This window comes from Variovorax sp. UC74_104 (genome assembly GCF_044055375.1).
In the GTDB taxonomy this organism is placed as follows: domain Bacteria; phylum Pseudomonadota; class Gammaproteobacteria; order Burkholderiales; family Burkholderiaceae_C; genus Variovorax.
Genome location: NZ_CP171978.1, coordinates 210666 through 235462 on the forward strand (window position 1 = coordinate 210666; position 24797 = coordinate 235462).

The window sequence follows — 24797 nt, forward strand, 5'->3', positions numbered from 1 at the left end:
TCTTTTCATGCCTGCGCCCAAGCTGCCGCGCAAGACACGGATGACGCGGCGAGGAGTTCGTTCCGATGCAATCTTTCCTGCTGGCGGTCGACCGGTTCTCCACATGGATCGGCAAGACCTTCGCCTGGTGCGCCCTGCTGCTCACGCTGCTGATCAGCTGGGAGGTGTTCTCGCGCTATGCCCTCAACAAGCCCCACGCCTGGGTGCTGGACGCGCAGATCATGCTGTACGGCACCATGTTCATGACCGCGGGCGCCTACACGCTCTCGAAGAACGGCCACGTGCGCGGCGACGTGCTCTACGGCTTCTTCCGCCCGCGCACGCAGGCGCTGGTGGACCTGGTGCTCTACATCGTCTTCTTCCTGCCCGGCATCGTGGCGCTGACATGGGCCGGATGGATCTACGCGGGCGAGTCGCTCGCCATCCGCGAGCAGACATTCTCGGCCGAGCCGCTGCCGCTGTACCCGTTCAAGTTCGTGATTCCGCTGGCGGGCTTCACGCTGCTGCTGCAGGGGCTGGTGGAGATCATCCGCTGCGTGCGCTGCATCCGTGACGGTGCCTGGCCCTCGCGCGAGCAGGACGTGGAGGAAGTCGACGTCGAGAAGCTCAAGGAGATGGTGCACGTGAAGGACGAGGACATCGCCGCGCTCGACCGCGTCGTGGTCTCGAAGGAGGCCGCGCGATGATCCGCCGCGAACTCTGGTTCGGCCTCTCGTTCATGGCGCTGATCGTGATCGGCGCCGTGGCGGTGCTGGCCAACGCGCCCACCATCACCAACGGCCACCTCGGCCTGCTGATGCTGTCGCTGGTGGTCGTGGCCATCATGCTGGGCTTTCCCACGGCGTTCACGCTGATGGGCATGGGCATGCTCTTCACCTGGCTGGCCTACGACCGCGACTGGCACCGCACGCTCGACCTGATGGTGCAATCGGCCTTCAAGACCATGGCGAACGACGTGCTCATCGCGGTGCCGCTGTTCGTGTTCATGGGCTACCTGGTGGAGCGCGCGAACCTCATCGAGTCGCTCTTCAGGAGCCTGCACCTGGCGCTCGCGCGGCTGCCCGGCGCGCTGGCGGTGGCGACGTTGGTGACCTGCACCATCTTCGCGACGGCCACCGGCATCGTGGGCGCGGTGGTCACGCTGATGGGCCTGCTCGCGCTGCCGGCCATGCTGCGCGCGGGCTACAGCGTGCCGCTGGCGGCCGGGGCGATCACGGCGGGCGGCTGCCTGGGCATCCTGATTCCGCCTTCGGTGCTGCTGATCGTGTACGGCGCGACGGCGGGCGTGTCGGTGGTGCAGCTGTACGCTGGCGCGTTCTTTCCGGGGCTGATGCTGGCCTCGCTCTACGTGCTGTACGTGATCATCGTCGCATGGCTCAAGCCGCAATGGGCGCCGCCGCTGCCGCACGCCGAGCGCGTCGTGCCGCTGCCGCCGCTGTCGCAGCGGCTCGCTGACAGCCCGGCCGCGCATGCGCTGGTCGGCCTGCTGAAAGGCCGCCGCAACGCCGGCGTGCCCTTCTCGCATGTGCTGAAGCAGCTCGGCATCGTCGCGCTGCCGGGCGTGATCTTCCTGCTGCTGGCCGCCTTCAGCTACAAGGCCGTGACCACGGTCGAAGCGCAGGCGCGCTACGAGATCGAGGAGATCGGCGCGGTGCGCAGCAGCACGCCGGAGTCCGGCGGCCTGCAGGAGCCTCCGGTCGAAGGCGGGCTGCAGGAGCCGCCGCAGGAAGGCGGCCTCCAGGAACCTCCCAGCGAAGATGCGCAGCCGGCGGCACCGGCCGGTGCGTCGGCTCAGGGCTCGCTGGCGGAACCGCCGGGCGCATCGGCGGCACCCGCTGCAGCAGGAGCCGCTGAACCCACCGCCCCCGCCGCCACCGAAGCCGCCACGCAGCGGCCCGCGCCGACCTGGTGGTGGGTCACCTTCGCCGTCTTCGGCGCCATCGTCACGCTGTTCTATCTGTTCCTGAGCTTCGCGCGGCTCGAGATCTTCAAGATGCTGCTGGCGTCGTTCTTCCCGCTGGTGCTGCTGATCCTCGCGGTGCTGGGCTCGATCGTGCTGGGCCTGGCCACACCCACCGAAGCGGCCGCCATGGGCGCGCTCGGCGGCATGCTGCTGGCGGCCGCCTACCGGCGGCTCAACCTCGCGGTGCTGAAGGAATCGGTGTTCCTCACCGCCAAGACATCGGCCATGGTGTGCTGGCTCTTCGTCGGCTCGGCCATCTTCTCGGCCGCGTTCGCGCTGCTCGGTGGACAGGCGCTGGTGGAGGAATGGGTGCTCGGCATGAACCTCACCAAGGTGGAGTTCCTGATCCTGAGCCAGGTCATCATCTTCCTGCTGGGCTGGCCGCTGGAGTGGACCGAGATCATCGTGATCTTCATGCCCATCTTCATCCCGCTGCTCGACAACTTCGGCGTCGACCCGCTGTTCTTCGGTCTGCTGGTGGCGCTGAACCTGCAGACCGCCTTCCTCTCGCCACCGGTCGCGATGGCGGCCTTCTACCTCAAGGGCGTGAGCCCGCCGAACGTGACGCTGAACCAGATCTTCCTGGGCATGCTGCCCTTCATGGGCATCCAGGTGCTGGCGATCGTGCTGCTGTACATGTGGCCGCAGATCGGGCTGTGGTTGCCGCAGCTGCTGTACAAGTAGCCACGGCAGGCCCGGCCGGGAGAGGCGGCTTCAGCGCCGCCTCTCCACATACGGCCGCGCCTGCAGCAGCACGATCCTGTCCCCCCACCGTCGCCCACTCGATGTCCTGATCGACGCCGTTGAAGGTGCGCTTGACCGCCGCGCCCACGTTGGCAAGCCGCACCACAAGCTCGTCGGTCAGCACGTTGCGGCCGGCTTCCACCGGCACTTCCTTCACGCCGCCGTCCTTGTCGAGCTGCAGCGCGGTGTCTTCGGCCGAGCGGCTGAGCACCTGGATGGCCTTGGACCAGCTCGAGTACATCACCTGCTCGGCCACGCGGCGGCCCTCGACCACGCGGATGCCGATGCCGCGCTTGGCGGAGATGTAGGTGATGTGCGGGTGCCCGGCGTCGAAGGGGTCGCGGGTGATCATCACGCCGGCGTTGGTCGAGTCGATGGCGGTCTGCACGAACACGCCCATGAGGACCGATTCGGCGCCGAAGCCCGCCGCCGTGCGGGCCTCCCAGGCCTCGGGGTTGAACACCGAGGCCCAGACCTTCTTCACGGCCACTTCGAGCGCGTCGCCGGTCTTGACGTTGGGCACGGTGGTGTAGAGCCCCGCTCCGCTGAAGCCGGGCAGGTCCTCGGAATTGGACGAGCTGCGCACGAACACGCCGCCGCCTCCGAGCTGCGACTGCCATGCGGCGCGCCAGCCGGCCGCAGTGGCGGCATCGACGGGCCATTGCACGATCTCGTCGCGCAGCTGCGCCAGCGCCTTCTGGCGCACCTTCGGATCACTCGCGAAGCCGGGCTGCTGCTGCATGCGCGCGATGCGGTCGGCCAGGCCGTTGGCGCGCATGAAGCGGTCGTAGTGTGCGAAGGGAATGCAGAAGCCGTCGGGCACCGAGGTGCCCGGGATGTGCGCGGCCTGCATCGCTCCGAGGTTCGCTGCCTTCACGCCGCACTGCGCACTGTTGCGCGCGCGCAGCGAGGCCAGCGGAAGCAGCCGGTTTTCGCGCAGATCCGGCTTGATGGCGCGCGCGCTGCCGGGCACGGCGCCAGCAGCGCCGGCAGCGGCGGTGCGCACCGCACGCGGCGGCAGAGCGGCGATCTCCTCCGCCGTGAGCCTGCGCACCTGGTAGCCCGAGCTGGCCACCTTCAGCGCCACCCACTGGCCGGCGTGCTCCTTCAGCACGCCGGCGGCGTCGCGCACGTAGGCGTTGGGAATGCCCCAGCCCTTGGCCAGCAGGTTGACGTGCGAGAGCGCGGTCGAGGGCCGCTCGGTCAGCACGGCCGCCACCGGCGGCAGGCCGATGGGCACCTGCCGCAGCACGGCGATGTCGTCGGGCAGCAGTGCGTTGATGCCCGATTCATCCTCCACGATACGTACGCGGCCGGTGGCGGTGCCGAGGTTCATCGGCAGGAAGGGCTGCTCGCGGATCAGCGCCTCCTGGCTCACGAAGTCGATGCCGGCTTCCTTCGCCACGCGCTCGTGTAGCGTGGAGTTGGTCTTGAACTTCATCGGACCGAAGAAGCTGGCCCTGACCTGCTGCTCGGCCTGCCGCAGCAGCGGCGCGGTGAGCTTGTCGCCCTCCCAGAATTCGTAGGTGAAGCTGCCGATGTTCTGCTGCCAGCTCAGCGTGCCGAACAGGAAGCGGCGGTCGGGCACGAGGTAGTTGCGGTCGATCTCGCGCTTGCCGGCGCCGGGCGCGAGCCGCGTGTCGCGCAGGAAGCGCACGTGCAGCTGGTAGCGCGGCGTGTCGATGTAGTACATGCGCGGCGGCTTCGCCTGCCGGTCGACCACGAAGAGCACGTGCGCGAGCTGCATCGGCGTGCCGGCGTCGTAGACGCGGGCGAGCTGGTCGAAGTCGCCCTGGCTGCGCAGCGCGGGCAGCGACGAAGGCACCGAGGGGCGCGGCACGAGCTGCGCGGCGGGGCCTTCGGGCGGCTGATTCTGTGGCTGGTTCTGTTGCTGGTAGTACGACGGCTTGCGCGCGAGCTGCGCGTCGGCGGACATGGCCGCCAGTGTTGCCGCTGCAGCAGCCACGCAGAAAACGATCGCGCTACCGTTTTTGAAGCGCGGTTTGCCCGTGGGCCGTGTGTTGTTCTGGTTTTTCATGGGGTGTCCCTCCTTACAGCCGGTTGCCGAATGCACGCGCGCTTCACCAAGCAGGGGATGCGCGGTGACAGCGGCAGCGGATTCTCGCGCGTTACAACTCCAGTGCTTGCGCAACGTCCCGAGGATCAGAGAACAACGCCATGAACCAACCCGCCCCTTCCATGCTTGCCGCGCCACGCCGATGGCTGCTCGGCATCGCGCTGCTGTGCGTGGCCTTCGCAGCCAGCGCGCAGCAGGACCCGCCCGGCCGCATCGCGCGGCTCAACTACCAGCAGGGCACGGTGAGCTTCGCGCCCGCCGGCGCCGACAGCTGGTACGACGCGCAACCCAACCGCCCCCTCACCACCGGCGACCGGCTCTGGACCGACCGCAATGCGCGCGCCGAGCTGCACGTCGGCTCCGCGGCGCTGCGGCTCGACGGCCAGACCCATGTCGAATTCACCGAGCTCGACGACGACACGGCGCGCATCACCTCGAACCAGGGCAACCTGCAGCTGCGCGTGCGCGACGATCTCTCGGGCCAGCGCTTCGAGGTCGACACCGGCAACCTCGCGGTAGTGATCGACGAGCCGGGCGAATACCGCATCGCCGCCGATCCGGCCGCCGGCACCACCTGGGTGGCGGTGGCTTCGGGCCGGGTCACGCTCCATGGCGAGAACGGGCAGTCGCAGTCGCTGGGCGCGCGCCAGCAGCTCACGGTGGCGGGCCGCGATCTTTCCGCCGTGGGCGGCGCGCCGCAGCAGGGCGGCGGCTTCGACGCATGGGTGGCCGAGCGCAACCGCATCGAGGACCAGTCGATCTCCGCGCGCTACGTGTCGCGCGACGTGGTCGGCTACCAGCAGCTCGACGCGTACGGCGACTGGCAGAGCGACCCGACCTACGGCGACGTGTGGTTCCCGCGCAATGTCGATGCCGACTGGGCGCCCTACCGCGACGGCCAGTGGGTCAACGTCGCGCCCTGGGGCCTGACCTGGATCGACGCCGCGCCCTGGGGCTTCGCGCCCTCCCACTACGGCCGCTGGGCGCGCGTGGGCCCGCGCTGGGGCTGGGTGCCCGGTCGGCCGAACGGGCGGCCCGTGTATTCGCCGGCACTGGTGGGCTTCGTGAACGGCGGAGGCAGCGCGGGCGGCAACGGCGGCGTCGGCTGGTTCCCGCTGGCCCCGGGCGAACAATGGCGCCCCGGCTACCGCGCAAGCCAGCGCTACCTGGACCAGGTCAACCGCATGGCCATCTACAACCGCCAGGCGCTGCGCAGCGACTTCTATGCCAACCAGCAGATGCCGGGCGCGGTGACCGTGGTGCCCGCCGACCGTTTCGGCCGCGGCCCCTTCGGACGGCGCGACCTGATGCGGTTGCCGGACGACCGCTTCTCGCGCGGCCCGGTGGCGCCCACGCCGGGCATCACCGTCAACGCCTTCGGCGGCTTCGGCCGGCCCGCCGCGGTGGCGCCCCCGGCCGCTGCGCTGGTGGCGCGGCAGCAGCAGATCCAGCTCCAGCAGGCGCAGCAGCAGCAACTGATGCAGCAACAGCAGCAGATGGAATGGCAGCGCCAGCAAGGCTGGAGACAGCAGCAGGATTCACGCCAGCAGCAGGACTGGCGCGCGCAGCAGGAATGGCAACGGCGCGGCGAGCAGGAACGCTGGCAGCACCAGCAACAACAGCAGTTGCAGCAACAGGCGCTGCGCCAGCAGCAGGAAATGCAGCAGCGCGCCGCGCAGGCGCAGGCCTTGCAGCAACAACAGCTGCTCCAGCAGCAGCAAGCGCAGCAGATGCAGCTCCAGCAGATGCGCGCGGCCCAGCAGCAGGCATTGGCGCAGCAACAGCAGCTTCGTCAGCAGCAGGAGATGCAGCAGCGTGCCGCGCAGATGCAGCAGCAGGCACAGGCTCAACAACAAGCCTTGCAGCAGGCCCAGCTGCGCGCGCTGCAGCAGCAGCGCGGCATCCAGCCGGCGGCGCCCCAGCCGCAGCCGCAACCCGGCCAGCGCGGTGACGATCCGCGCCGGCTGTGGACCTCGCCGGACTCGCGCCAGTAGCGGTAGCGCTTCAGCCGCGCGGCGCGGCTTCCGAAGGCTGGCCGCACTGCGCGCAGAACTTCGCGCTGGCCTGCATCGCGGTGCCGCACTGCCTGCAGGCCGCCGGCTGCATCGAGCCGCCGCATTGCTGGCAGAAACGCGCGCCCGGGCCGTTGATTGCGCGGCATGCGGGGCACGCGCTGTTGGCGCCACCACCACCCGCCGGCGGCGCGCTGCTGCCGTAACCGTATCCGCCGTGCGAGCCGTGATGGCCTCCACCGCCGCCGTGCCGCGATCCGCCGTGCCCTCCGAAAAGTCTTTCAAACATGCCCATGTGCATCTCCCTGGAAACAGGCTGTCCGTGGAAGCGTCGCCGACGGCGATGAACTCCCACTGGGGCCCGGGCACAGTGGAATCCCTGAACCAGCTCCAGGGTCAAGCAAGCCCCGACGAAAGCGCCGGCTTCGCCCCGGCCGCTACAGTCGGCGGCCAAGGAGCAAGCCTTTCATGCCCACATTCGACTTCGATCTCTTCGTCATCGGCGGCGGCAGCGGCGGCGTTCGCGCCGCGCGCATGGCGGCGCAGACCGGCGCCCGCGTCGCCCTAGCCGAGGCCGCCGAGCTCGGCGGCACCTGCGTCAACGTGGGCTGCATTCCCAAGAAGCTCTACAGCTACGCGGCCGGCTATGCCGAATCCTTCGAGGAGGCCGCGGGCTACGGCTGGAAGCTGCCCGAGGCGCCGCAGTTCGACTGGGCGCACCTGAAGGCGCAGCGCGCGAAAGAGATCACGCGGCTCAACGGCATCTACGCCTCGCTGCTGAAGAACGCGGGCGTCACGCTCGTCACCGGATGGGCCCAGCTGATCGATCCGCATACGGTGGAGGTCGACGGCAAGCGCCACACCGCGCGCCACCTGCTCGTGGCCACCGGCGGCACGCCCTTCGTGCCCGACATCCAGGGCCGCGAGCACGTCGTGACCTCCGACGCGATGTTCGACCTCGACCCGTTCCCCAAGCGCCTGCTGGTGGTGGGCGGCGGCTACATCGCCTGCGAGTTCGCATCGATCTTCAACGGGCTGGGCGCCAAGGTCACGCAGCTGCACCGCCGCGCGCACCTGCTCACCGGCTTCGACGACGACGTGCGGCAGTTCCTGGCCAACGAGATGGGCAAGGCCGGCGTCGACGTGCGGCTGAACTGCGATGTCGCATCGGTCACACGCCACACCGGCAATAACGGCAGCACCGGTGGCTTCACGGTCACGCTCGCGCGCGGACAGCAGATCGAAGCCGACACCGTGCTCTTCGCCACCGGCCGCGTGCCCAACACGCAGGGGCTGGGCCTGGAGGCGGCGGGCGTGGCGCTCGACGAGCGCGGCGCGATCGCGGTCGATGCGCACTACCGCAGCTCGGTGCCGTCGATCTACGCGGTGGGCGACGTCTCCACGCGCGTGCAGCTCACGCCGGTGGCGCTGGCCGAGGCGATGGTGGTGGTCGACGAGCTCTTCGGCAAGGGCAAGCGCCGGCTCGACTACGAGTTCATTCCCACCGCCGTGTTCACGCATCCGAACATCGGCACCTGCGGCTACACCGAGCTCGACGCGCGCGCGAAATTCGGCGAGGTGACGGTGTTCTCGAGCGAGTTCAAGTCGCTGCGCCACACGCTGTCGGGGCGCAGCGAGCGCACCTTCATGAAGCTGGTGGTCGACAAGGCCACCGACCGCGTCGTGGGCCTGCACATGGTGGGCGCCGATGCCGGCGAGGTGGTGCAGGGCTTCGCGGTGGCAATGCGTGCCGGCGCGACGAAGGCGGTCTTCGACAGCACGGTGGGCATCCACCCCACGGCTGCCGAAGAGTTCGTGACGATGCGCGAGCCGATGCCGGGATGAAGGCTCGCCCCCAGGCTTCGCGCACTTCGTGTCGCTTCGCCTTCCCCCTACCGGGGGCAACACCTGCGGCCCGGCAAAGCCGGTTCCGGCGGTGTTCCCCCCAGCTAGGGGTCAACTCGGGCGTTGCTTGCCCTCGAGCAACTTCACCATCACGAACAGCACGCGGTTCGCCGGCGTGGGCACGCACAGCGCCTCGCCGCGGCGCACGATGAGGCCGTTGAGGTGGTCGATCTCGGTGGGCTTGCCTCGCGCGAGGTCCTGCGCGGTCGAGGAGTACTGCGACGGCATGGTCTGCGCGATGGCGCGCACGGCGGCGTCGGTTTCGCCCACCACTTCAACGCCCTCGGCCTTCGCGACGGCGAGGCATTCGGCCACCACGTCGCGGATCACGTCGGCCACGCCGGTGCCGTTTACGAGCACGCCGTAGGGCAGCTGCGTGACGGCCGAGAGCGCGTTGTAGGCGCAGTTGAGGATCAGCTTGGCCCAGAGCGATCCGCGCACGTTGGGCGATATTTGCGTGGGCACGCCGGCGGCCTCGAGCTGCCGCGCCACTTCCTCGCTGCGGGCCGAGGGCGCGATCACCAGCTCGCCGCGGCCGTGGTGCTTCACGTGGCCGGGGCCGGCCATCTCGGTCGCGACGTAGACGACGGCCGCGGCGACTTCGTTCGACGGCGGCAGCACGGCGCGCACGCGCTGGTCGTTGTCCACGCCGTTCTGCAATGTGAGCACCAGTGCGCCGGGGGCGAGATGCGGCTTGATCTGTTCGGCCGCAGATTCGCTGTCGGTCGATTTCACGCAGAACAGCACGAGGTCGGCGCCCTGCACGGCCGATGCATCGGTGCTCGCGGCAACGCGCACGTGCTCGTCGAAGGCCCTGGTCTCCAGGCGCAGGCCCCTGGCGTCGACGGCCTCCACGTGCGAGGGGCGGCCGATCAGCACCACCTCGTGCCCGGCACGCGCGAGCATCGCCCCGTAGTAACAGCCGACCGCGCCGGCTCCCATGACTGCGACTTTCATCGGTTCGTCTCCTTGCTTGTCCATGCGGGGCGAGAGCCTGGCCAGGATGGCGGCTTCATGCCTCGATCTCCACGCCGCGCGACTTCAGCCCCTCGTCGAGCAGCCATTCGCGGAACGCCGCGAAGGCCGGCAGGTCGAGGCGGTCGGGCCGGTAGCAGAGGTAGTGTCCCTGGTTCACGCTCACGGGCGTGCCGCAGGGGCTCAGCAGCGCGCTTTCGGCAAGCTCCTCCTGCACCAGCAGCTTCGGCACCAGGCCGATGCCCAGTCCGTTGAGCGCCGCCTGGATCAGCGCCGAATACTGGGCGAAGCGCGGCCCGGCCACGGTCTGCACCTCGGGCACGCCATGCTGCACGGCCCACAGGCGCCAGGCGGTGGGGGCGCCCTCGTGGTGCAGCAGCGTGTGGCCGACGATGTCGGCTGGCTGCGCGATGCGGTGGCGCCCTTCCACCAGCGAGCGCGCCACGATCAACACGAACTCGCGCCCCGCGATGTATTCGGACACCACGCCGGGCCAGCCGTCGGGGCCGTAGCGGATGGCGGCGTCCACGCCGGCCGGAATGCCGTCGCTGGGCTCTAGGTGGCGGCTGAAGCTCAGCATCACGTGGCGGCTTTTCTGGCTGAAGGCGGGCAGGCGCGGAATGAGCCACTTGGTGAGGAAGGTGGGCACGCTCGCCAGCGTGAGCAGGCCGGCGCCAGCGTCGCCCGAACGGGCCTCGAAAGTTGCGGTTTCGATGGCACGCAGGCCGCCGGAGATCTTCTGCCAGTACACGCGCCCCTGCGGCGTGAGCTGCACGCCGCGCCCGTTCTTCTGCAGCAACTCGCGGCCCAGGAAGGCCTCGAGCCCCGCGATCTGCTTGCTGACCGCGCTCACGGTAATGCACAGGGCCCCGGCCGCGAGCGTGATGCTCTGGTGGCGCGCCACGGCGTCGAAGGCCAGCAGTTCCTGGATGGTGGGGCAGTCGCGCTTCATGCATGGCCTCGCTTCATGAAAGCTGCGTGAAAAACGCTTTCCGATTGCTCAAGTGTCGTCATCCAACTTTCACCCATAAGTACGCATGCGGTTCCTAGAATTCGAGGCGGCGCGGCGGCATGGCCGGCGCGAACAGTAGCGCATCCGGAAAGTATGCCGGGTGTCCATGACATTGGAGACAAACTTGGTTCGCGTCATCTCGCTCGTCTACGGCCTGTACCTGCTGCTGCCCATCGCGCTGCTGCTGGTCGGCAGCGTGGGCGGCAACTGGACCAACACGCTGCTGCCCACTGGCATCACCGGGCAGTGGTATGCCGACCTCTGGCTCGACACCTCCTTCCGCAAGGCCTTCGTCAGCAGCCTGGTGGTGGCGCTCTCGGCCTGCGCCATCAACACCGTGCTGGCGCTTCCGCTGGCCTATGCGCTGTATCACGGCGCGCGGCGCGGCGGCAGCCTAGCGGCGCGCATCGTGAGCGCCACGCCGGTGGCGGTGCCGGCAATCACGCTGGCCTTCGGCTACATGATCGTGTTCAACACCGACCTCGCGCCCTGGCTGGGCTCGATGCCGCTGCTGATCGCCGCGCACGCGATCCTCACGCTGCCCTACCTCACCAACACGCTGCTGACCGACCTGCGCCACCTCGACCTCGGCCGGCTGGAGCAGGCGGCCGCCACGCTCGGCGCCTCGGGCTGGCAGCAGTTCACCGGCATCGTGCTGCCCAGCCTGCGCCAGAGCCTGATCAGCGGGCTGGTGATGGTGGCGGCCATCTCGGTGGGCGAGTTCGGCGTGTCGAACCTGCTCACGAGTTTCCAGAACCGCACCTACCCGGTGGTGCTGCTGCAGGCCTTCTACGGCGCGACGGGTTTCGCCTGCGCGGCCACGGTGATCCTGCTGGTGCTGGCGAGCGCGTCGGCGCTTCTTTCCTCCTCCCTCGTGAAGCAACGCGCATAAGCGGCAGAACCGATACGCCATGAGCCTCCTCCTCGACAAGGTCAGCTACAACTACACCGGCAGCACGCACGGGCTGCACGACGTATCGCTGGACGTGCGCACCGGCGAGCTGGTCGCGGTGATCGGCCCCAGCGGCTCGGGCAAGTCGACGCTGCTGAAGCTGGTGTCGGGCCTGGAGACGGGCCACACCGGCCGCATCGCGCTCGACGGCGAGGACATGTCGCGCACGCCGGTGCACCAGCGCCACATCGGCATGGTGTTCCAGAGCTACGCGCTCTTTCCGCACCTGAGCGTGCTCGACAACGTGGCCTACGGCCTCAAGCTGCGCAAGGTGGCAACAGCCGAGCGGCACCGCCGCGCGCAGGAGCTGCTCGACATCGTGGGGCTGGGCGAATTCTCGCGGCGCGCCGTGGCGCAGCTCTCGGGCGGGCAGCAGCAGCGCGTGGCGCTGGCCCGTGCGCTGGCCATCGACCCGCGTGCCCTGCTGCTCGACGAGCCGCTCTCGGCGCTCGACGCCAGCGTGCGCGGCCACCTGCGCGACCAGATCCGCGCCATCCAGCAGCGCTTCAACGCCACGACGCTGCTGGTCACGCACGACCAGGAGGAAGCGCTGGCCATGGCCGACCGCGTGGCGATGCTCAAGGACGGCCGGCTGCTGCAGATCGCCACGCCGCGCGACATCTACGAGAACCCCGCGAGCCGCGCGGTGGCCGAGTTCGTCGGTCTCTCGACGATCCTGTCCGCGAAGGTGGCCGCGCCCGGCCGCCTGGACATGGGTTTCGCCGAGCTCTTCGCCGACACCGGTCAACGCCCTTTCGGCACCGAAGTGCAGGTGCTGGTGCGGCCCGAGCACGTCCGGCCCGACCCGGCCGCCGACGCCGTGAACCGGCTCGCAGGACGCACGGGCGCCCAGCGCTACCTGGGCGCACTCACGCGCTACGACTTCGAAGTGCCGGGCGCGGGCAAGCCCTTCCTCGCCGAATCGGCGATGCCGGCGGCAGAGGCCATCGCCATCGCTCCGGAACACCTCCGTTTACTGGACCACTGAACCCATCCTCCAAGGAGCCACCATGCAACGCAGACATCTGATCCAGGCCGCCGGCGCACTGCCGCTGGCCTCTCTCGCGGCTCGCACCGCATTCGCCTTCGACGGCCCCGAGCTCTACGCGGGCGAGAAGGCGCTGTACGCCGAAGCGCAGAAGGAAGGCCTGTGCGTCTCCTTCGACACCGGCCCCGAATGGGCCAACTGGAAGTCGCTGTTCCGCGACTTCAAGAAGCGCTATCCCGAGATCGAGCTGACCTACAACGACATCGGCTCCGCCGCCACCGTGGTCTCGCTCGAGAAGACCAGGCGCCGCCCGCAGGCCGATACCGCCTACTACTTCGCCGCCTCCGCCGTCGACGCCGCGAAGAAGGACGTGGTCGCGCCCTTCAAGCCCGTCAACTTCGACAAGCTTCCGGCCGTGTTCCGCGAGGCCGAAGGCCGCTGGTTCACCATCCACACGCTCAACATCGCCTTCCTGGTCAACAAGAAGCTGGTGAAGAACATACCCACCGGCTGGGCCGACCTGCTCAAGCCCGAGTTCAAGAACACGGTGGTGTACCTCGACCCGCGCTCCACCGGCATCGGCCAGGTGCTGACCTTCGCGGCGGCCTACGCCAACGGCGGCAGCGTCGACAACGTGCAGCCCGGCACCGACTACCTCGGCAAGCTGCATGCGGCCGGCAACGTGCTGCGCGTGGAAGGCACCACGCCGTATGCCAAGTTCCTGAAGGGCGAGATCCCGGTGTGGATCAGCTACGAGAACGACGGCCTGAAGGCCAAGCACGTCGACGGCATGGGCGACGCGGTGGAAGTCGTGATCCCCAAGGAAGCCAGCGTGGCCGCTCCCTATGCCATCAGCCTCGTGAAGAACGGCCCGAACCCGAACGCCGGCAAGCTGTGGCTCAACTTCATCATGAGCGAGGCCGGCCAGTCGCTCTTCGCGCAGGGCTTCGTGCGCCCCGCCGTGCCGGGCACGCCGCTGGCCGCCGACGTGGCCGCCAAGATGCCGGCCGCACCGCAGATCAAGCCGCTCGACGTGGTGAAGGCCTCGGAGCGCAAGGCCGAGGTCGACAAGCTCTGGGCGCAAGCCGCACTGGGCAAGTAGGCAGCCATGCGACGCTTTGGCGCCTGGCCCGCGTGGGCCTTCATGGCGCTGTTCTTCGCGGTGCCGCTGGCGGCGCTGCTGCCCGAGGCCTTCGGCGAGGGCGGCAGCGCCTTCGGCCGGCTGTTCGGCAACGCGCTCTTCTTCGGCGCGTTGCGCAACACGCTGGCGCTCGGGCTCGCGGCGGGTGCCATGTCGGCGCTGGTGGGCACATGCATCGCGATCGAGCTCGCACGCCAGCCCGAGGGCCGGCGGCGCTGGATGATGACGCTGCTGGGCCTGCCGCTGGCCTTTTCGGGTCTGGTGATCGCCTACGGCTTCATCCTGGCCTTCGGCCGCGCCGGCTTCGTGACGCAGCTGCTCGCGGGCTTGGGGGCGGACCCGGCGGCCATCGGCAGCTGGATCTACAGCGTGTCGGGCCTGGGTTTTGCGTATGCCTATTACCTGATTCCGCGCGTGGCGCTGTCGCTATACCCGGTGTTCGCCAACCTCGACCTGCGCCCGGTGCAGGCAGCGCGCACGCTGGGTGCGTCGAAAGCGCGCGCCTTCTGGGACACGGTGGTGCCCGAGGTGATGCCCTCGGTGCTGTCGAACGCCTGCATGGTGGCCGCGATCGCGATGGGCACCTACGGCACGGCGCTGGCGCTGGTGGGCACGCAGCTCAACATCCTGCCGCTGATGCTGCTGGCGCAGGTGGGCGACGGCGGTTCCGATTTCGCGGTGGCGGCGGCCCTGTCGCTGGTGCTGATGGTTGTGTGTGTGATCGTGATGGGAGTGGGCGATGTCTTTACGCGAAGGCGCGAGCGCGGTGGCGCTGCCGGTGCCGGTCACTGAGGCGCTGGCGCGCCTCGCGCAGAAGCAGCGGGGGGCGCAGCGCCACCGCCAGCCGGTGGCCATCATCGGCCCCGGCGACGGCGGTGCGGCCGAATGCGAAGCCGCTTATGCGGTGGCGCACGCGCTGGCCGGCGCGGGCATGGCCGTGGTCTGCGGCGGCCGCGGCGGCGTGATGGCGGCGGCCTCGCGCGGCGCCGCGGAAGCCGGCGGCATCGCCGTGGGCATCCTGCCCGAGGACGACGACCGCAACGCCAACGAATGGCTCAGCGTGGCCATTCCCACCGGCATGGGCGAGATGCGCAACGGCATCGTCGCGCGCAGCGGCGTGTGCCTGGTCGCCATCGGCGGCAACATGGGAACGCTGTCCGAGATGGCACTGGGGCTCAAGTGGGGCAAGCCGGTGTTCGTGATGCATGGCGACGTGGCGCTGCCGGGGGCGGTGCAGGTCTCGGACGTGAGCGAGATGCTGGCGAAGGTGCTGGCCTGCCTCCTGGACGACTGACCCCCAACCCGATCACTGACTGACCGGGCAGCCGCATTGCACAATGCCGGCATGCCCTACATGCCCACATTCGTCGCCCCCGCCCGCTTCACCGACGCCGCCGCAGCGCTCGAACAGGTCAAGTCCATCTACAACGGCGGCCTGGCCCACTTGCGCGAATCGATGCTGCGCTTCGTCGGCGGCGAGGAACTGCCGGGGCGGGTGCGGGCCTGCTACCCCTTCGTGCGGGTCCACACCCACACCGTCTCGCGCCACACGCCGCCGGCCAACGCCGGGCTGAGCTACGGCTTCGTCGCCGGCCCCGGCCGCTACGAGACCACGCTCACGCGCCCCGACCTGTTCGCGCGCTACTACCTCGACCAGTTCCGCCTGCTGCTGGAAAACCACCAGGTCGAGCTCGAGGTGGGCACGAGCACGCAGCCGATCCCGATCCACTTCTCCTTCGCCGAGAACGACCACATCGAAGGCACCATGAGCGCCGAGCGCCGCGCCCTCATGCGCGACGTATTCGACCTGCCCGACCTGGGCGTGATGGACGACGGCATCGCCAACGGCACCTTCGAGGCGCGCGACGGCGAGGCTCAGCCGCTGTCGCTGTTCACCGCGGCGCGGGTGGACTACTCGCTGCACCGCCTGCGCCACTACTCGGGCACGGCGCCGGAGTGGTTCCAGAACTTCGTGCTGTTCACCAACTACCAGTTCTACATCGACGAGTTCGTGCGCCTGGGCCACGAGGCCATGGCCGACGAGAACAGCGAGTACGTCGCCTTCATCGAGCCCGGCAACGTGGTCACGCGCCGACGCGGCCTGCCCGCCGGCTCGAGCGCCACCTACGGCCACCTGCTCGACGGCAGCCAGGGCACCGCGCCGCCGCGCCTGCCGCAGATGCCGGCCTACCACCTGGTGCGCGAGGACTGCAGCGGCACCACCATGGTCAACATCGGCGTCGGCCCGGCCAACGCCAAGACCATCACCGACCACATCGCGGTGCTGCGCCCGCACGCCTGGATGATGCTCGGCCACTGCGCCGGCCTGCGCAACACGCAGCAGCTCGGCGACTACGTGCTGGCCCACGCCTACGTGCGCGAGGACCACGTGCTCGACGAGGAGCTGCCGCTGTGGGTGCCGATTCCGGCGCTGTCGGAGATCCAGCTCGCGCTGGAAAAAGCCGTGGCCGACGTCACGCGCTACGAGGGCCCCGACCTGAAGAAGATCATGCGCACCGGCACGGTGGCCAGCACCGACAACCGCAACTGGGAGCTGCTGCCGGGCAACCAGCCGCAGCGCCGCTTCAGCCAGAGCCGCGCGGTGGCACTCGACATGGAAAGCGCGACCATCGCGGCCAACGGCTTCCGCTTCCGCGTGCCCTACGGCACCCTGCTGTGCGTGAGCGACAAGCCGCTGCACGGCGAGATCAAGCTGCCCGGCATGGCCAACCACTTCTACCGCGAGCGGGTGGAGCAGCATCTGCGCATCGGCATGCGGGCCATCGACATCCTGCGCGAGGAAGGCTCGTCGCGGCTGCACAGCCGCAAGCTGCGCAGCTTCGCCGAAGTGGCGTTCCAGTAATGGCATTCCCCTAAGAAGAATGGCTCCAGCAGGGGCCGGCGAGGGCGCGGGCCTCAGGGTTTGTCCTGCCTGAAGCCGCGCGGGAATGGCGCTTTTCGCGGACATCATCCGGTCTATCCCACGACAACCGGAAAGAAGATGACCCAGTCGCGCTCCGTTTCCTCCATCTCCCGTCGCAGTTTCTCTGCATGGATCGCGGCCTCGGCCGCGGCAGTCGGCGGGGGGCAGGCCGCCCTGTGGCCGCGCGCGGCCCACGCGGCCGATGCGCCGCTGAGCAACAGGCTGCGCATCGTGATTCCCGCCAACGAGGGCGGAGGCTGGGACCAGACCGGCCGTGCGCTGGGTGCCGCCATGCTGGCATCGGGCGCGGTCGGCAGCGTGGTGTATGAAAACGTCGGCGGCAAGGGCGGCACGATCGGGCTTGCGAAGTACGTCGAGAAATACGACGCCGACCCCGACACGCTGCTGATGAGCGGCATGGTCATGGTCGGCGCGGTCGCGCTGCAGAAGCCCACGGTCACCATGGCCAACATGGCGCCGATCGCCCGCCTCACCAGCGACTACGAGGTGATCGCGGTGAAGGCCGATTCCCCCATCAAGACGCCGAAGGACCTGATCGCGCAACTGCACGCGGACGCGGCCAACACCGTCATCGCGGGCGGCTCGGCCGGCGGCGTCGACCACATGTACGCCGGCATGCTGGCGCGCGTGGCAGAGGCCTCGCAGTCGCTGGTCTACCAGGCGCACCCCGGCGGCGCGGAGGTGGTCGAGGCGCTGGAAAGCGGCAAGGCCGCCGCGGGCATCTCCGGCTACAGCGAGTTCGCGGAGAGCCTGGCCAGCGGCAAGCTGCGGGCCATCGGCGTGTCGTCGAAGCGGCCGTTCCAGGGCATCGCCTCGGTGCGCGAGCAGGGCGTGGAAGCCGACCTCGCGAACTGGCGCGGCGTGCTCACCGGCCGCAAGGTGCCGCCGTACCGCAAGGCGGCGCTGTTGACCGTGGTGAAGCGCGCCACCGCCACCGACACGTGGCAGAAAGCCATCAAGCAGAACAACTGGGACCCGTTCTGGCTGGAGGGCAAGGAGTTCGAGAGCTTCCTCGAGACCGACACGGCGATGGCCGGCCCGCTGATCTACCTGCTGAAGCTGAAAGCCTGAGCGTTCCGGGCCCTGGCAGGACCGGGCCGCCTGGTCGTTTGTTCGGGTTTTCCCCGATCAGGCGACACCGGCTTTTGACATGGTTTTCGTCCATCATCCCGTTACTTTTACGGGGAGATTGAAACAAAATGACGCATTCCATGCCAACCGACCTCTCTCGTCGCGGTTTTGCCGCACTCTTTGCATCGGCCGCCGCGGCAGGCGCGGTGCCCGCTTCGCTCTGGCCCGCTGTGTCCCGTGCGGCCGAGCCGCAGCTGATTCCGAAGCTGCGCATCTTCATTCCCGCCAATGAAGGCGGCGGCTGGGACCAGACCGGCCGCGCCCTCGGCGCCGCCATGGTCGCCTCCGGCGCGGTGGGCGACGTGGCCTACGAGAACCTCGGCGGCAAGGGCGGCACCATCGGCCTCGCGAAATACGTCGAGAAGTACGACGCCGACCCCGACACGCTGCTGATGAGCGGCATGGTCATGGTCGGCGCGGTCGCGCTGCAGAAGCCCGCCATCACCCTCGCGCAGGTCGCGCCGGTGGCGCGCCTCACGAGCGACTACGAGGTGGTGGCCGTGAAGGCCGACTCGCCGATCAAGACACCGAAGGACCTGATCGCGCAACTGCGCGCCGATGCCGCGAAGATAGTCATCGCGGGCGGCTCCGCAGGCGGCGTGGACCACATGTACGCCGGCATGCTGGCACGCGTGGCCGGCAACGCCGGCGCGCTGGTCTACCAGCCGCACCCGGGCGGCGCGCAGGTGGTGGAGGCGCTCGAATCGGGCAAGGCCGCCGCCGGCATCTCGGGCTACAGCGAATTCAGCGAACAGCTCGCCAGCGGCAAGCTGCGCGCCATCGGCGTGTCGGCCAAGCGCCCCTTCCAGGGCATTCCGTCGGTGCGCGAACAGGGCGTGGACGCCGACCTCGCCAACTGGCGCGGCGTGCTCACCGGCAAGAAGGTCACGGCCGAGCGCCGCGCCGTGCTGCTCGAGGCGGTGCGCCGTGCCACCACGGCCGAGGTCTGGCAGAAGACCATCAAGCGCAACAACTGGGACTCGTACTGGATGGCGGGGAAGGACTTCGAGAGTTTTCTCGATCTCGATACGGCGATGGCTGGGCCCCTCATTTATCTGCTCAAGCTCAAGGCTTGAACCCGGAGTCCTCATTCAGGAACGCCCCATGGACAGGCCCGAGCTTGATCAGCAAAGCCACCAGCGATTGCAGTTCGTGGCGATGCGGAATATCCGCTTCGGCGAGACCCCGCCATTGGCGACGTACTCATAGGAGGTCGCACCCTTGGCGCCTTCCGCATTGAGCAGGGCCAGGTACTTGTTTTCGTCGCCGCCTGTCGGCTCGTCGACGGCGTAGTAGTAATAGCTCGTCGATGCCCCGTTCACCTTGACGTAGTACGGCGTGGTGCCATAGAGAATCAAGGGTATGGAGCCCTTGAGCCCCATCCCATTGAGTTGATCCAGCCACTCCTGGAGCGAAGCCGAACGCGGCGCCGGAGACTCGTAGGTGCACACGTCGCTTGCGCCCTTCTGCCGCATCATGAGGGTGTCGAACGATCCACTCGCCAGCCGGCAATAGCCCTGGGCGCCCGCCGCGTTGAGGCGGCTCAGCGAGCTGGCAATGTTGCTATCGATATCGACCTTCATGTACTCGTAGGTCGCCGTTTCCGCTGCTGGCTTGCCGAAGAGCGATTTCAGCGTGCCGTCGGTAATAACCATGAACAAGGCCATCGTGACGAAACTGGCGGCAGAGTGCCCACTGGGAGGAGTGATCGTGTCCATCGACCAGATGTAGGCATCCTCGGATGAGGACTTGCCGAAGATGGCGTTGCCCGTCGCCATGTAGAACGAGCCGGTGTAGTAGTAGCCGGAGAATGCGGGACTGTTCAGCTGGTTCAGCACAAGTCCGCGAAAGCGCGGGTCGAAGGGGCTGATGCTGTCTTCGATCTTGCCGAGCTTGTAGGTGCGGGTGACGATCGTCCCGGATTGAGGCCCGGTGATTGGTGACGAATCTGTTCCTGGGGTCGTACCTGGACCGGCGACAGGCCCCGAACCTGGTTGCACGACAGGTTCGGCTTGGGGAGCCCGGCCCCGCGGCGGGATTTGTTCCAGGGTCGGCATTTGCGCCACCTGCCGGGGCCGTCGTGCCTGAGGGCATCGCAAATCCGGTGAGGCCACTGCCCCCTCCGCCGCCTCCCCCGCCACCGCATGCACCAAGAACCACGCAGCACAGCGCTGCCCAAATCTTTGTAGCCACAGACTCGTCCTCCCAATTTTGGAGAGGATCATAAGTGGCTCTCCTTCCTTCAAGATCGGGACATCCCCGGCCCTGGAAAGCGGCTTTTCTATGTACCGTCCCGGGCCTCGAATCAGCTGAAGAGCTCCGGCATCTCCCGCAGCGCCTTCGGCGTCAGCGTGAGCGCGCGCCCGTCCAGCTCCTGCCTCGCCCATCCGCGTTTCAGCGACAACTGCAGCCATGCCGCGCCCAGCGCGCCGCCCAGGTGCGGGCGGCGCTCGCTCCAGTCGAGGCAGGCGCAGGCGAAGCGGCGGCGCGAGCGGCGCACGGCGTCGATTTCCACGCCCAGGCTTTCCAGTGCGATCGCGCCTTCGGGCGTGAGCTCGTACGAGCCGCTGTGCAGCCCGCTGAGCCAGCCTTGCGCATGCAGCCGGTCGTGCAGCGCGACGCCGGCGGTGCCCGCCATGTGGTCGTAGCAGGTGCGCGCGCTGCGCAGGCGGCTGGGCGTGCTGGGCTTGAACTCGGGCGCCGGCGGCGTGCGGGGCGTGCCGGCCACCACCATCAGGCTTTCGAGCGCGGAGGCGACGTCGTCGTTGGCGAGGCGGAAGTAGCGGTGCTTGCCCTGCACCATCACGTCGACCAGCCGTTCCTCCTTCAGGCGCGCCAGATGCGCGCTGGCGGTGGATGCGGCCACCTCGGCGACGGTGGCGAGCTCGGTGGCGGTGCGTGCGTGGCCGTCCATCAGGCAGCTCAGCATGCGGGCGCGCGCCGGCTCGGCGATGGCACCGGCCAGGCGGGCGAGCTGGAAGTCGGCGGAGGAGGAAAGGGTGTCGTCCATGCGCCCATCCTAAGACGGCGGCGCAAGCCACACTTCGTTCGCGGGCGAAGTGTGGCGGCCGCATCGATCGCACACTGGCGCTCATGAACCCAAGCCCCACGCACTACGCCCTGCCTGCCGATCCGGTCGCGGCAGCCACCCACGCCGATCCGTATCCGTACTACGCGACCCTTCGCGACGGACCGCCGCTCGCGTGGAACGAGAAGCTGCGCCTTTGGGTTGCGAGCCGCGCCGACGTCGTCGAGCAGGTGCTGCAGGCCCACGGCGCGCTGCGCGTGAGGCCGGCCGCCGAGCCGGTGACGCGCGCCATCGCGGGGAGCCCCGCCGGCGAGGTGTTCGGCCACCTGGTGCGCATGAACGACGGCACCGCGCATCAGGCGCACCGGCCCGCGCTGCAGCGGGCGCTCGCCGGGCTCGACCTCGACGCTGTTCATGCGGCCGCCCTGCAGGTCGCGCAACGCGTGCCGCGGGAGCAGGCGCTGTCCGATACGCTGTTCTCGATGCCCGTGCAGACCGTCGCGCACCTGCTCGGCTTTGCCGACGAAGCGCTGCCGCAGGTGGACCGGTGGATGCGCAACTTCGTGGCCTGCCTGTCGCCGCTGTCCACGCCCGATCAGCTCCAGCGCGCGAGCACCGCCGCCGCGGAGCTGATGACACGCTTCGAGATCCTGGCAGCCGGCACGCCGCCCCGGCACGGCACGCTGCTCGCCGCCGTGCTGGCGCAGAGCGCGGGCGACGCGCCGCTTTCGCGCTCGCTGCTCGCGAACCTCGCCGGCCTGCTTTCGCAGACCTGCGACGCCACGGCGGGGCTGGTCGGCAACAGCCTGGTCGCGCTGATGCGCGAGCCTTCGCTGCTGCCCTCGACGGGCACGCGCGACGGCCTCCAGGCCATCGTCGAGGAAACCGCGCGGCACGATCCGTCGGTGCACAACACGCGGCGCTTCGCCGCCGAGGCCGTCACCATCGCCGGCACCGAACTGGCTGCGGGCGATGCGGTGCTGGTGCTGCTGGCCTCGGCCAACCGCGACCCGGCCTTCAATCCGGAGCCCGACCGATTCATGCCGGTGCGCGCACGGCGCCGCATGCTCGGCTTCGGCCACGGCATGCACGCATGTCCCGGACAGGCACTGGCCTGCACGCTGGCGGCAGCCAGCCTGCGCACGCTGCTGCATCGCGGCCTCGACCTCGATGCGCAGCGCCTGCGCGGCTGGAGCTACCGGCCGTCGGTCAACGGCCGCATCCCGGTGTTCCACTGACCGGTGCCCGCGAGGTGCGGCGACAGCTGCGCCTCGCCCCAGCGCAGCGGCAGCGCTCCCGGGCGGCGCAGCGCATGCTCGACGTGGAAACGCACCAGCCGCTCGGCCCCCTCGAACGCGTCCACCTCGGGCCCGTTCCAGATGATCTCGGCCGTGGCCGCCACATGCAGCAGGTCGCCGCTGTCGAAGTCGACGAACAGCAGCCCGGCGCGCGGATGCGCCGCCAGGTTGCCCAGCGTGTTGAAGAAGCGGTTGCCGTTGAAGTCCGGCAGCGTGAGCGTGTCGTCGCCATCGATGCGCACGAAGCCCGGCCGGCCGCCGCGATGCGACACGTCGACGCCATGCGAGCTCGCATCGGCCGCGTCGCCTGTCGCCGCCTCGTCGGGATAGGCGGTGGCGATGAACAGCGTGTCGGCGCTGCCGATGAGGCGGTGCGCCGCCAGGTCGAGCCGGTCGAGCCACTGCGCCTGCGGTGCCGCGCCGGCGCGCGGCGGCACGAACACCGGCTCGCGCGCCTGGATGTAGCGCGGGCAGTTGCCGAAGCTCTGCTGCACCGCGACCATGAAGCCCGCATCGTCGAGCGCCTCGACCGTGCCGTTCATGCGGTTGCGCCGCCGCGTGTGCGGCTGGATGCCGAGCAGGCCCAGCGTGGCGCCCTGCTTCAGCTGGCCAACAAGAGGATCATCCGCCGCCGGCAGCGCATCGACGCGCAGGTGCGTGGGGTCGGGCGAGTGCACGAAGCCGACGGGCGCGGCGAGCACGCTGGCCCAGGGCTGCAGGCTTTCGTCGATGCTGCCGGCCACGATGAACGGCAGCAGCTCGAAGAAATCGCGATGCTGGTCGGGCATGTAGTCGCGGATCACGCGGGGCCCGGCGACCTCCATCTGCTCGCGCGAGCCCGCCAGGGCCTGCAGCGCGCGCTCGCCCGCGTGGAAAGGCGCGGCGATCATGAGCCGGCCCCCACCGCGGGGCCGCGGGCGTGCGCACCATCGGCACGAAGCCCGGCAGCGCCTCCACGCGCCCGAGCCATTCGCGCACCTTCGGATAGCCGTCGAGCGAGACGCTGCCTTCGGGCGCGCGTGCCACGTACGCGTAGTTTGCGATGTCGGCCAGCGTGGCGGTCGGGCCCGCGAGGAAGGGCTGCTGCTCCAGGTGCATTTCCATCACCGACAGCAGCGCGTGCGAGCGCTTGACGATCTCCGTCGGGTCGGCCGGATGGCCGAACAGCGCGATGACCCGCGCCGCCGCCGGACCGTACGCCAACGGACCCGCCGCCACCGAGAACCAGCGCTGCACGCGCGCCGCGCCGACCGCATCGCGCGGCATCCAGCGCGAGGGATCGGTCGCATAACGTTCGTTGAGATAGACCAGGATGGCGTTGGAGTCGGCCAGCGTGACCTCGCCGTCCTCGATCACCGGCACCTGGCCGAAGGGATTGCGCGCCAGGAACTCCGGCGTGCGGTTCTCGCGCTTGCGCATGTCGATCTCGACGCTCTCGAAGGGCAGCCCGAGCATCGCGAGGAAGAGCCGCACGCGATGCACGTGGCCCGAGATGGCGGAGCCGTAGAGCTTGATGGGCTGCACAGGTTGAGAGAGGCGGGCGGCGGTCATGGACGATTCCTTTTCTGCGAAGAGTTGGGGCATGGGCTGGATTCTTCTCTCTTGCGTGGATCGAATGAATAGCCATTCCCGTATTTGACTGCTGCGTTTTCCGGTTTAATCGCTCCATGGATCGTTTCAAGGCCATGCAGACCTTCGTGCAGATTGCCGACCAGGGCAGCCTGACTCGCGCCGCCGAGGCGCTGGGCACATCGCTGCCCGCGGTGGTGCGCTCCCTCGCCGCGCTGGAGGCCCACCTGGGCGTGCGCCTCTTTCACCGCACCACGCGCCGCCTCTCGCTCACCGAGGAAGGCCGCAGCTACCTGCCCAGCGCGCGCGAGGTGCTGCTCGCGGCCGACGCAGCCGACCTCGCGCTGAAGGCCGAGGCGCGCGAACCGGCGGGCCAGCTCACCATCACCGCGCCGGTGCTCTTCGGCCACATGTATGTGGCGCCGGCCATCGTGCGCTTCATGAAGCGCTACGAGAAGGTGCGCTGCAGCGTGCGGCTGTACGACCGCACGGTGAACCTGCTCGACGAGGGCATCGACGTAGGCATCCGCATCAGCCCGCTTGAAGACTCCTCGCTCGTCGCCCAGACCATGGGCACCATCCGCCGCGTGCTGGTCGCGAGCCCCGACTACCTGGCGCGGCACGGCACGCCGACGCATCCGCGCGAGCTGAACGGCGCACCCTGCGTGCGCGGCCGCGTCGACGCGCCGGCGCATTGGCAGTTCTACGAGGGCGCAAAGGCGATCAGCGTGATGCCCGACAACTGGCTGGAGTTCAACCACCTCGCGCCGGCCATCGAGTCGTGTGCGGCAGGCATGGGCTTCGGCACCTTCTTCTCGTACCAGGTGATGCCGCACGTCGCGCAGGGGCGGCTGAAGCTGGTGCTCGAAGACTTCGAGCCGCCGCCGCGCCCGGTGAGCGTGATCTATCCGAACGCGCGGCTGCTGCCGGCGCGCACGCGGGCGTTCATCGACTGGATGAAGATGGAGTTTGGCGGGCTCAGGCTTTGAGGAAGATGCGCCGGCTTTGCGAAGCCTCGGGCAGCAGTGCTGCAACCAGACCGTGCAAAGCTTCGTGCA

At 69.2% G+C, this 24797-nt stretch carries 20 protein-coding genes and 2 pseudogenes; 14 read left to right on the forward strand and 8 right to left on the reverse strand.

The genetic code is table 11. From position 1 onward, the window contains the following. Positions 1-65 precede the first annotated feature (65 nt). A complete protein-coding gene (locus tag ACHMXA_RS01055; RefSeq protein WP_395317757.1) occupies positions 66-686 on the forward strand; it encodes a TRAP transporter small permease subunit in 621 nt (206 codons plus the stop codon). After that, positions 683-2647: a TRAP transporter large permease subunit gene (locus ACHMXA_RS01060; protein ID WP_395317759.1), complete on the forward strand. Its 1965-nt coding sequence runs from the start codon at positions 683-685 to the stop codon at positions 2645-2647. Before ACHMXA_RS01055 ends, ACHMXA_RS01060 begins: the two co-directional genes overlap by 4 nt. A 30-nt stretch (positions 2648-2677) precedes the next feature. On the opposite strand, the pseudogene ACHMXA_RS01065 reads toward ACHMXA_RS01060, so the two are convergent. Beyond that, positions 2678-4745: pseudogene (locus tag ACHMXA_RS01065) on the reverse strand (PEP/pyruvate-binding domain-containing protein). A gap of 140 nt (positions 4746-4885) precedes the next feature. Here ACHMXA_RS01065 and ACHMXA_RS01070 point away from each other — a divergent pair. Next, positions 4886-6778, forward strand: coding sequence for a DUF6600 domain-containing protein (locus ACHMXA_RS01070; RefSeq protein WP_395317761.1), 1893 nt, complete (start codon positions 4886-4888; stop codon positions 6776-6778). A gap of 10 nt (positions 6779-6788) precedes the next feature. Here the strand turns inward: ACHMXA_RS01070 and ACHMXA_RS01075 are convergent, their stop codons facing one another. Next, positions 6789-7097, reverse strand: coding sequence for a zinc ribbon domain-containing protein (locus ACHMXA_RS01075; RefSeq protein ID WP_395317763.1), 309 nt, complete (start codon positions 7095-7097; stop codon positions 6789-6791). 167 nt (positions 7098-7264) lie between these two features. Here ACHMXA_RS01075 and gorA point away from each other — a divergent pair, with 167 nt between their 5' ends. Beyond that, entirely contained in the window at positions 7265-8641 is a 1377-nt protein-coding gene (gorA, locus tag ACHMXA_RS01080) for a glutathione-disulfide reductase (protein ID WP_395317765.1), read from the forward strand. 111 nt (positions 8642-8752) lie between these two features. Here gorA and ACHMXA_RS01085 read toward each other — a convergent pair whose 3' ends face one another. Together ACHMXA_RS01085 and ACHMXA_RS01090 are read right to left on the reverse strand one after the other, a co-directional pair. Beyond that, a complete protein-coding gene (locus tag ACHMXA_RS01085) occupies positions 8753-9658 on the reverse strand; it encodes a ketopantoate reductase family protein (protein WP_395317767.1) in 906 nt (301 codons plus the stop codon). A gap of 55 nt (positions 9659-9713) precedes the next feature. Then, the gene (locus ACHMXA_RS01090) at positions 9714-10628 is read right to left on the reverse strand and encodes a LysR substrate-binding domain-containing protein (protein ID WP_395317769.1); all 915 of its coding nucleotides are present in this window, start codon (positions 10626-10628) and stop codon (positions 9714-9716) included. A gap of 166 nt (positions 10629-10794) precedes the next feature. Here ACHMXA_RS01090 and ACHMXA_RS01095 point away from each other — a divergent pair, with 166 nt between their 5' ends. From ACHMXA_RS01095 to ACHMXA_RS01130, 8 genes are all read left to right on the forward strand, one after another. After that, positions 10795-11580, forward strand: coding sequence for an ABC transporter permease (locus ACHMXA_RS01095; protein WP_395317771.1), 786 nt, complete (start codon positions 10795-10797; stop codon positions 11578-11580). Between the two features lie 19 nt (positions 11581-11599). Next, complete coding sequence (locus ACHMXA_RS01100; RefSeq protein WP_395317773.1) at positions 11600-12628, forward strand: ABC transporter ATP-binding protein; 1029 nt, start codon at positions 11600-11602, stop codon at positions 12626-12628. 22 nt (positions 12629-12650) lie between these two features. Further along, entirely contained in the window at positions 12651-13730 is a 1080-nt protein-coding gene (locus tag ACHMXA_RS01105; protein WP_395317775.1) for an extracellular solute-binding protein, read from the forward strand. Positions 13731-13736: 6 nt separating this feature from the next. Beyond that, complete coding sequence (locus ACHMXA_RS01110) at positions 13737-14561, forward strand: ABC transporter permease (RefSeq protein ID WP_395317777.1); 825 nt, start codon at positions 13737-13739, stop codon at positions 14559-14561. Further along, entirely contained in the window at positions 14509-15063 is a 555-nt protein-coding gene (locus tag ACHMXA_RS01115) for a TIGR00725 family protein (RefSeq protein ID WP_395317779.1), read from the forward strand. The genes ACHMXA_RS01110 and ACHMXA_RS01115 overlap by 53 nt, the downstream gene beginning before the upstream one ends. A gap of 51 nt (positions 15064-15114) precedes the next feature. Continuing rightward, complete coding sequence (locus ACHMXA_RS01120; RefSeq protein WP_395317781.1) at positions 15115-16632, forward strand: AMP nucleosidase; 1518 nt, start codon at positions 15115-15117, stop codon at positions 16630-16632. A 138-nt stretch (positions 16633-16770) separates the two neighbouring features. Beyond that, positions 16771-17784, forward strand: coding sequence for a Bug family tripartite tricarboxylate transporter substrate binding protein (locus ACHMXA_RS01125; RefSeq protein WP_395317783.1), 1014 nt, complete (start codon positions 16771-16773; stop codon positions 17782-17784). A gap of 140 nt (positions 17785-17924) precedes the next feature. After that, entirely contained in the window at positions 17925-18920 is a 996-nt protein-coding gene (locus ACHMXA_RS01130; protein WP_395317785.1) for a Bug family tripartite tricarboxylate transporter substrate binding protein, read from the forward strand. Between the two features lie 48 nt (positions 18921-18968). On the opposite strand, the gene ACHMXA_RS01135 is transcribed toward ACHMXA_RS01130, so the two are convergent. After that, positions 18969-19901 (reverse strand): hypothetical protein, encoded by a 933-nt coding sequence (locus tag ACHMXA_RS01135; protein WP_395317787.1) that lies wholly within the window; start codon positions 19899-19901, stop codon positions 18969-18971. 248 nt (positions 19902-20149) lie between these two features. Further along, positions 20150-20854, reverse strand: coding sequence for an ArsR/SmtB family transcription factor (locus tag ACHMXA_RS01140; RefSeq protein WP_395317789.1), 705 nt, complete (start codon positions 20852-20854; stop codon positions 20150-20152). Positions 20855-20937: 83 nt separating this feature from the next. Here ACHMXA_RS01140 and ACHMXA_RS01145 point away from each other — a divergent pair, with 83 nt between their 5' ends. After that, positions 20938-22110 carry a cytochrome P450 gene (locus ACHMXA_RS01145; protein ID WP_395317791.1) on the forward strand — a complete coding sequence of 391 codons (1173 nt, stop codon included), beginning with the start codon at positions 20938-20940 and terminating at the stop codon, positions 22108-22110. Here the strand turns inward: ACHMXA_RS01145 and ACHMXA_RS01150 are convergent. Together ACHMXA_RS01150 and ACHMXA_RS01155 are read right to left on the reverse strand one after the other, a co-directional pair. Continuing rightward, a complete protein-coding gene (locus ACHMXA_RS01150; RefSeq protein WP_395317793.1) occupies positions 22068-23060 on the reverse strand; it encodes a pyridoxamine 5'-phosphate oxidase family protein in 993 nt (330 codons plus the stop codon). The genes ACHMXA_RS01145 and ACHMXA_RS01150 overlap by 43 nt on opposite strands. Before the next feature lie 7 nt (positions 23061-23067). Then, positions 23068-23721 (reverse strand): annotated as a pseudogene (locus tag ACHMXA_RS01155) (glutathione S-transferase family protein); the annotation flags it as partial. Positions 23722-23837: 116 nt separating this feature from the next. On the opposite strand from ACHMXA_RS01155, the gene ACHMXA_RS01160 reads away from it, so the two are divergent. Next, on the forward strand, positions 23838-24728 hold the full coding sequence (locus ACHMXA_RS01160) for a LysR family transcriptional regulator (protein WP_395317795.1): 891 nt from the start codon (positions 23838-23840) through the stop codon (positions 24726-24728). Positions 24729-24797 lie beyond the last annotated feature (69 nt).

Bases quoted from the DNA above. Each gene is read 5' to 3' on its own strand.
- ACHMXA_RS01130 (WP_395317785.1), top strand. From the start codon at position 17,925: ATGCCAACCGACCTCTCTCGTCGCGGTTTTGCCGCACTCTTTGCATCG.
- ACHMXA_RS01075 (WP_395317763.1), bottom strand. From the start codon at position 7,097: ATGCACATGGGCATGTTTGAAAGACTTTTCGGAGGGCACGGCGGATCG.
- ACHMXA_RS01135 (WP_395317787.1), bottom strand. From the start codon at position 19,901: ATGCCGACCCTGGAACAAATCCCGCCGCGGGGCCGGGCTCCCCAAGCC.
- ACHMXA_RS01120 (WP_395317781.1), top strand. From the start codon at position 15,115: ATGCCCTACATGCCCACATTCGTCGCCCCCGCCCGCTTCACCGACGCC.
- gorA (WP_395317765.1), top strand. From the start codon at position 7,265: ATGCCCACATTCGACTTCGATCTCTTCGTCATCGGCGGCGGCAGCGGC.
- ACHMXA_RS01055 (WP_395317757.1), top strand. From the start codon at position 66: ATGCAATCTTTCCTGCTGGCGGTCGACCGGTTCTCCACATGGATCGGC.
- ACHMXA_RS01095 (WP_395317771.1), top strand. From the start codon at position 10,795: ATGACATTGGAGACAAACTTGGTTCGCGTCATCTCGCTCGTCTACGGC.
- ACHMXA_RS01160 (WP_395317795.1), top strand. From the start codon at position 23,838: ATGGATCGTTTCAAGGCCATGCAGACCTTCGTGCAGATTGCCGACCAG.
- ACHMXA_RS01125 (WP_395317783.1), top strand. From the start codon at position 16,771: ATGACCCAGTCGCGCTCCGTTTCCTCCATCTCCCGTCGCAGTTTCTCT.
- ACHMXA_RS01140 (WP_395317789.1), bottom strand. From the start codon at position 20,854: ATGGACGACACCCTTTCCTCCTCCGCCGACTTCCAGCTCGCCCGCCTG.
- ACHMXA_RS01070 (WP_395317761.1), top strand. From the start codon at position 4,886: ATGAACCAACCCGCCCCTTCCATGCTTGCCGCGCCACGCCGATGGCTG.
- ACHMXA_RS01110 (WP_395317777.1), top strand. From the start codon at position 13,737: ATGCGACGCTTTGGCGCCTGGCCCGCGTGGGCCTTCATGGCGCTGTTC.
- ACHMXA_RS01100 (WP_395317773.1), top strand. From the start codon at position 11,600: ATGAGCCTCCTCCTCGACAAGGTCAGCTACAACTACACCGGCAGCACG.
- ACHMXA_RS01085 (WP_395317767.1), bottom strand. From the start codon at position 9,658: ATGAAAGTCGCAGTCATGGGAGCCGGCGCGGTCGGCTGTTACTACGGG.
- ACHMXA_RS01145 (WP_395317791.1), top strand. From the start codon at position 20,938: ATGAACCCAAGCCCCACGCACTACGCCCTGCCTGCCGATCCGGTCGCG.
- ACHMXA_RS01115 (WP_395317779.1), top strand. From the start codon at position 14,509: ATGTCTTTACGCGAAGGCGCGAGCGCGGTGGCGCTGCCGGTGCCGGTC.
- ACHMXA_RS01150 (WP_395317793.1), bottom strand. From the start codon at position 23,060: ATGATCGCCGCGCCTTTCCACGCGGGCGAGCGCGCGCTGCAGGCCCTG.
- ACHMXA_RS01090 (WP_395317769.1), bottom strand. From the start codon at position 10,628: ATGAAGCGCGACTGCCCCACCATCCAGGAACTGCTGGCCTTCGACGCC.
- ACHMXA_RS01105 (WP_395317775.1), top strand. From the start codon at position 12,651: ATGCAACGCAGACATCTGATCCAGGCCGCCGGCGCACTGCCGCTGGCC.
- ACHMXA_RS01060 (WP_395317759.1), top strand. From the start codon at position 683: ATGATCCGCCGCGAACTCTGGTTCGGCCTCTCGTTCATGGCGCTGATC.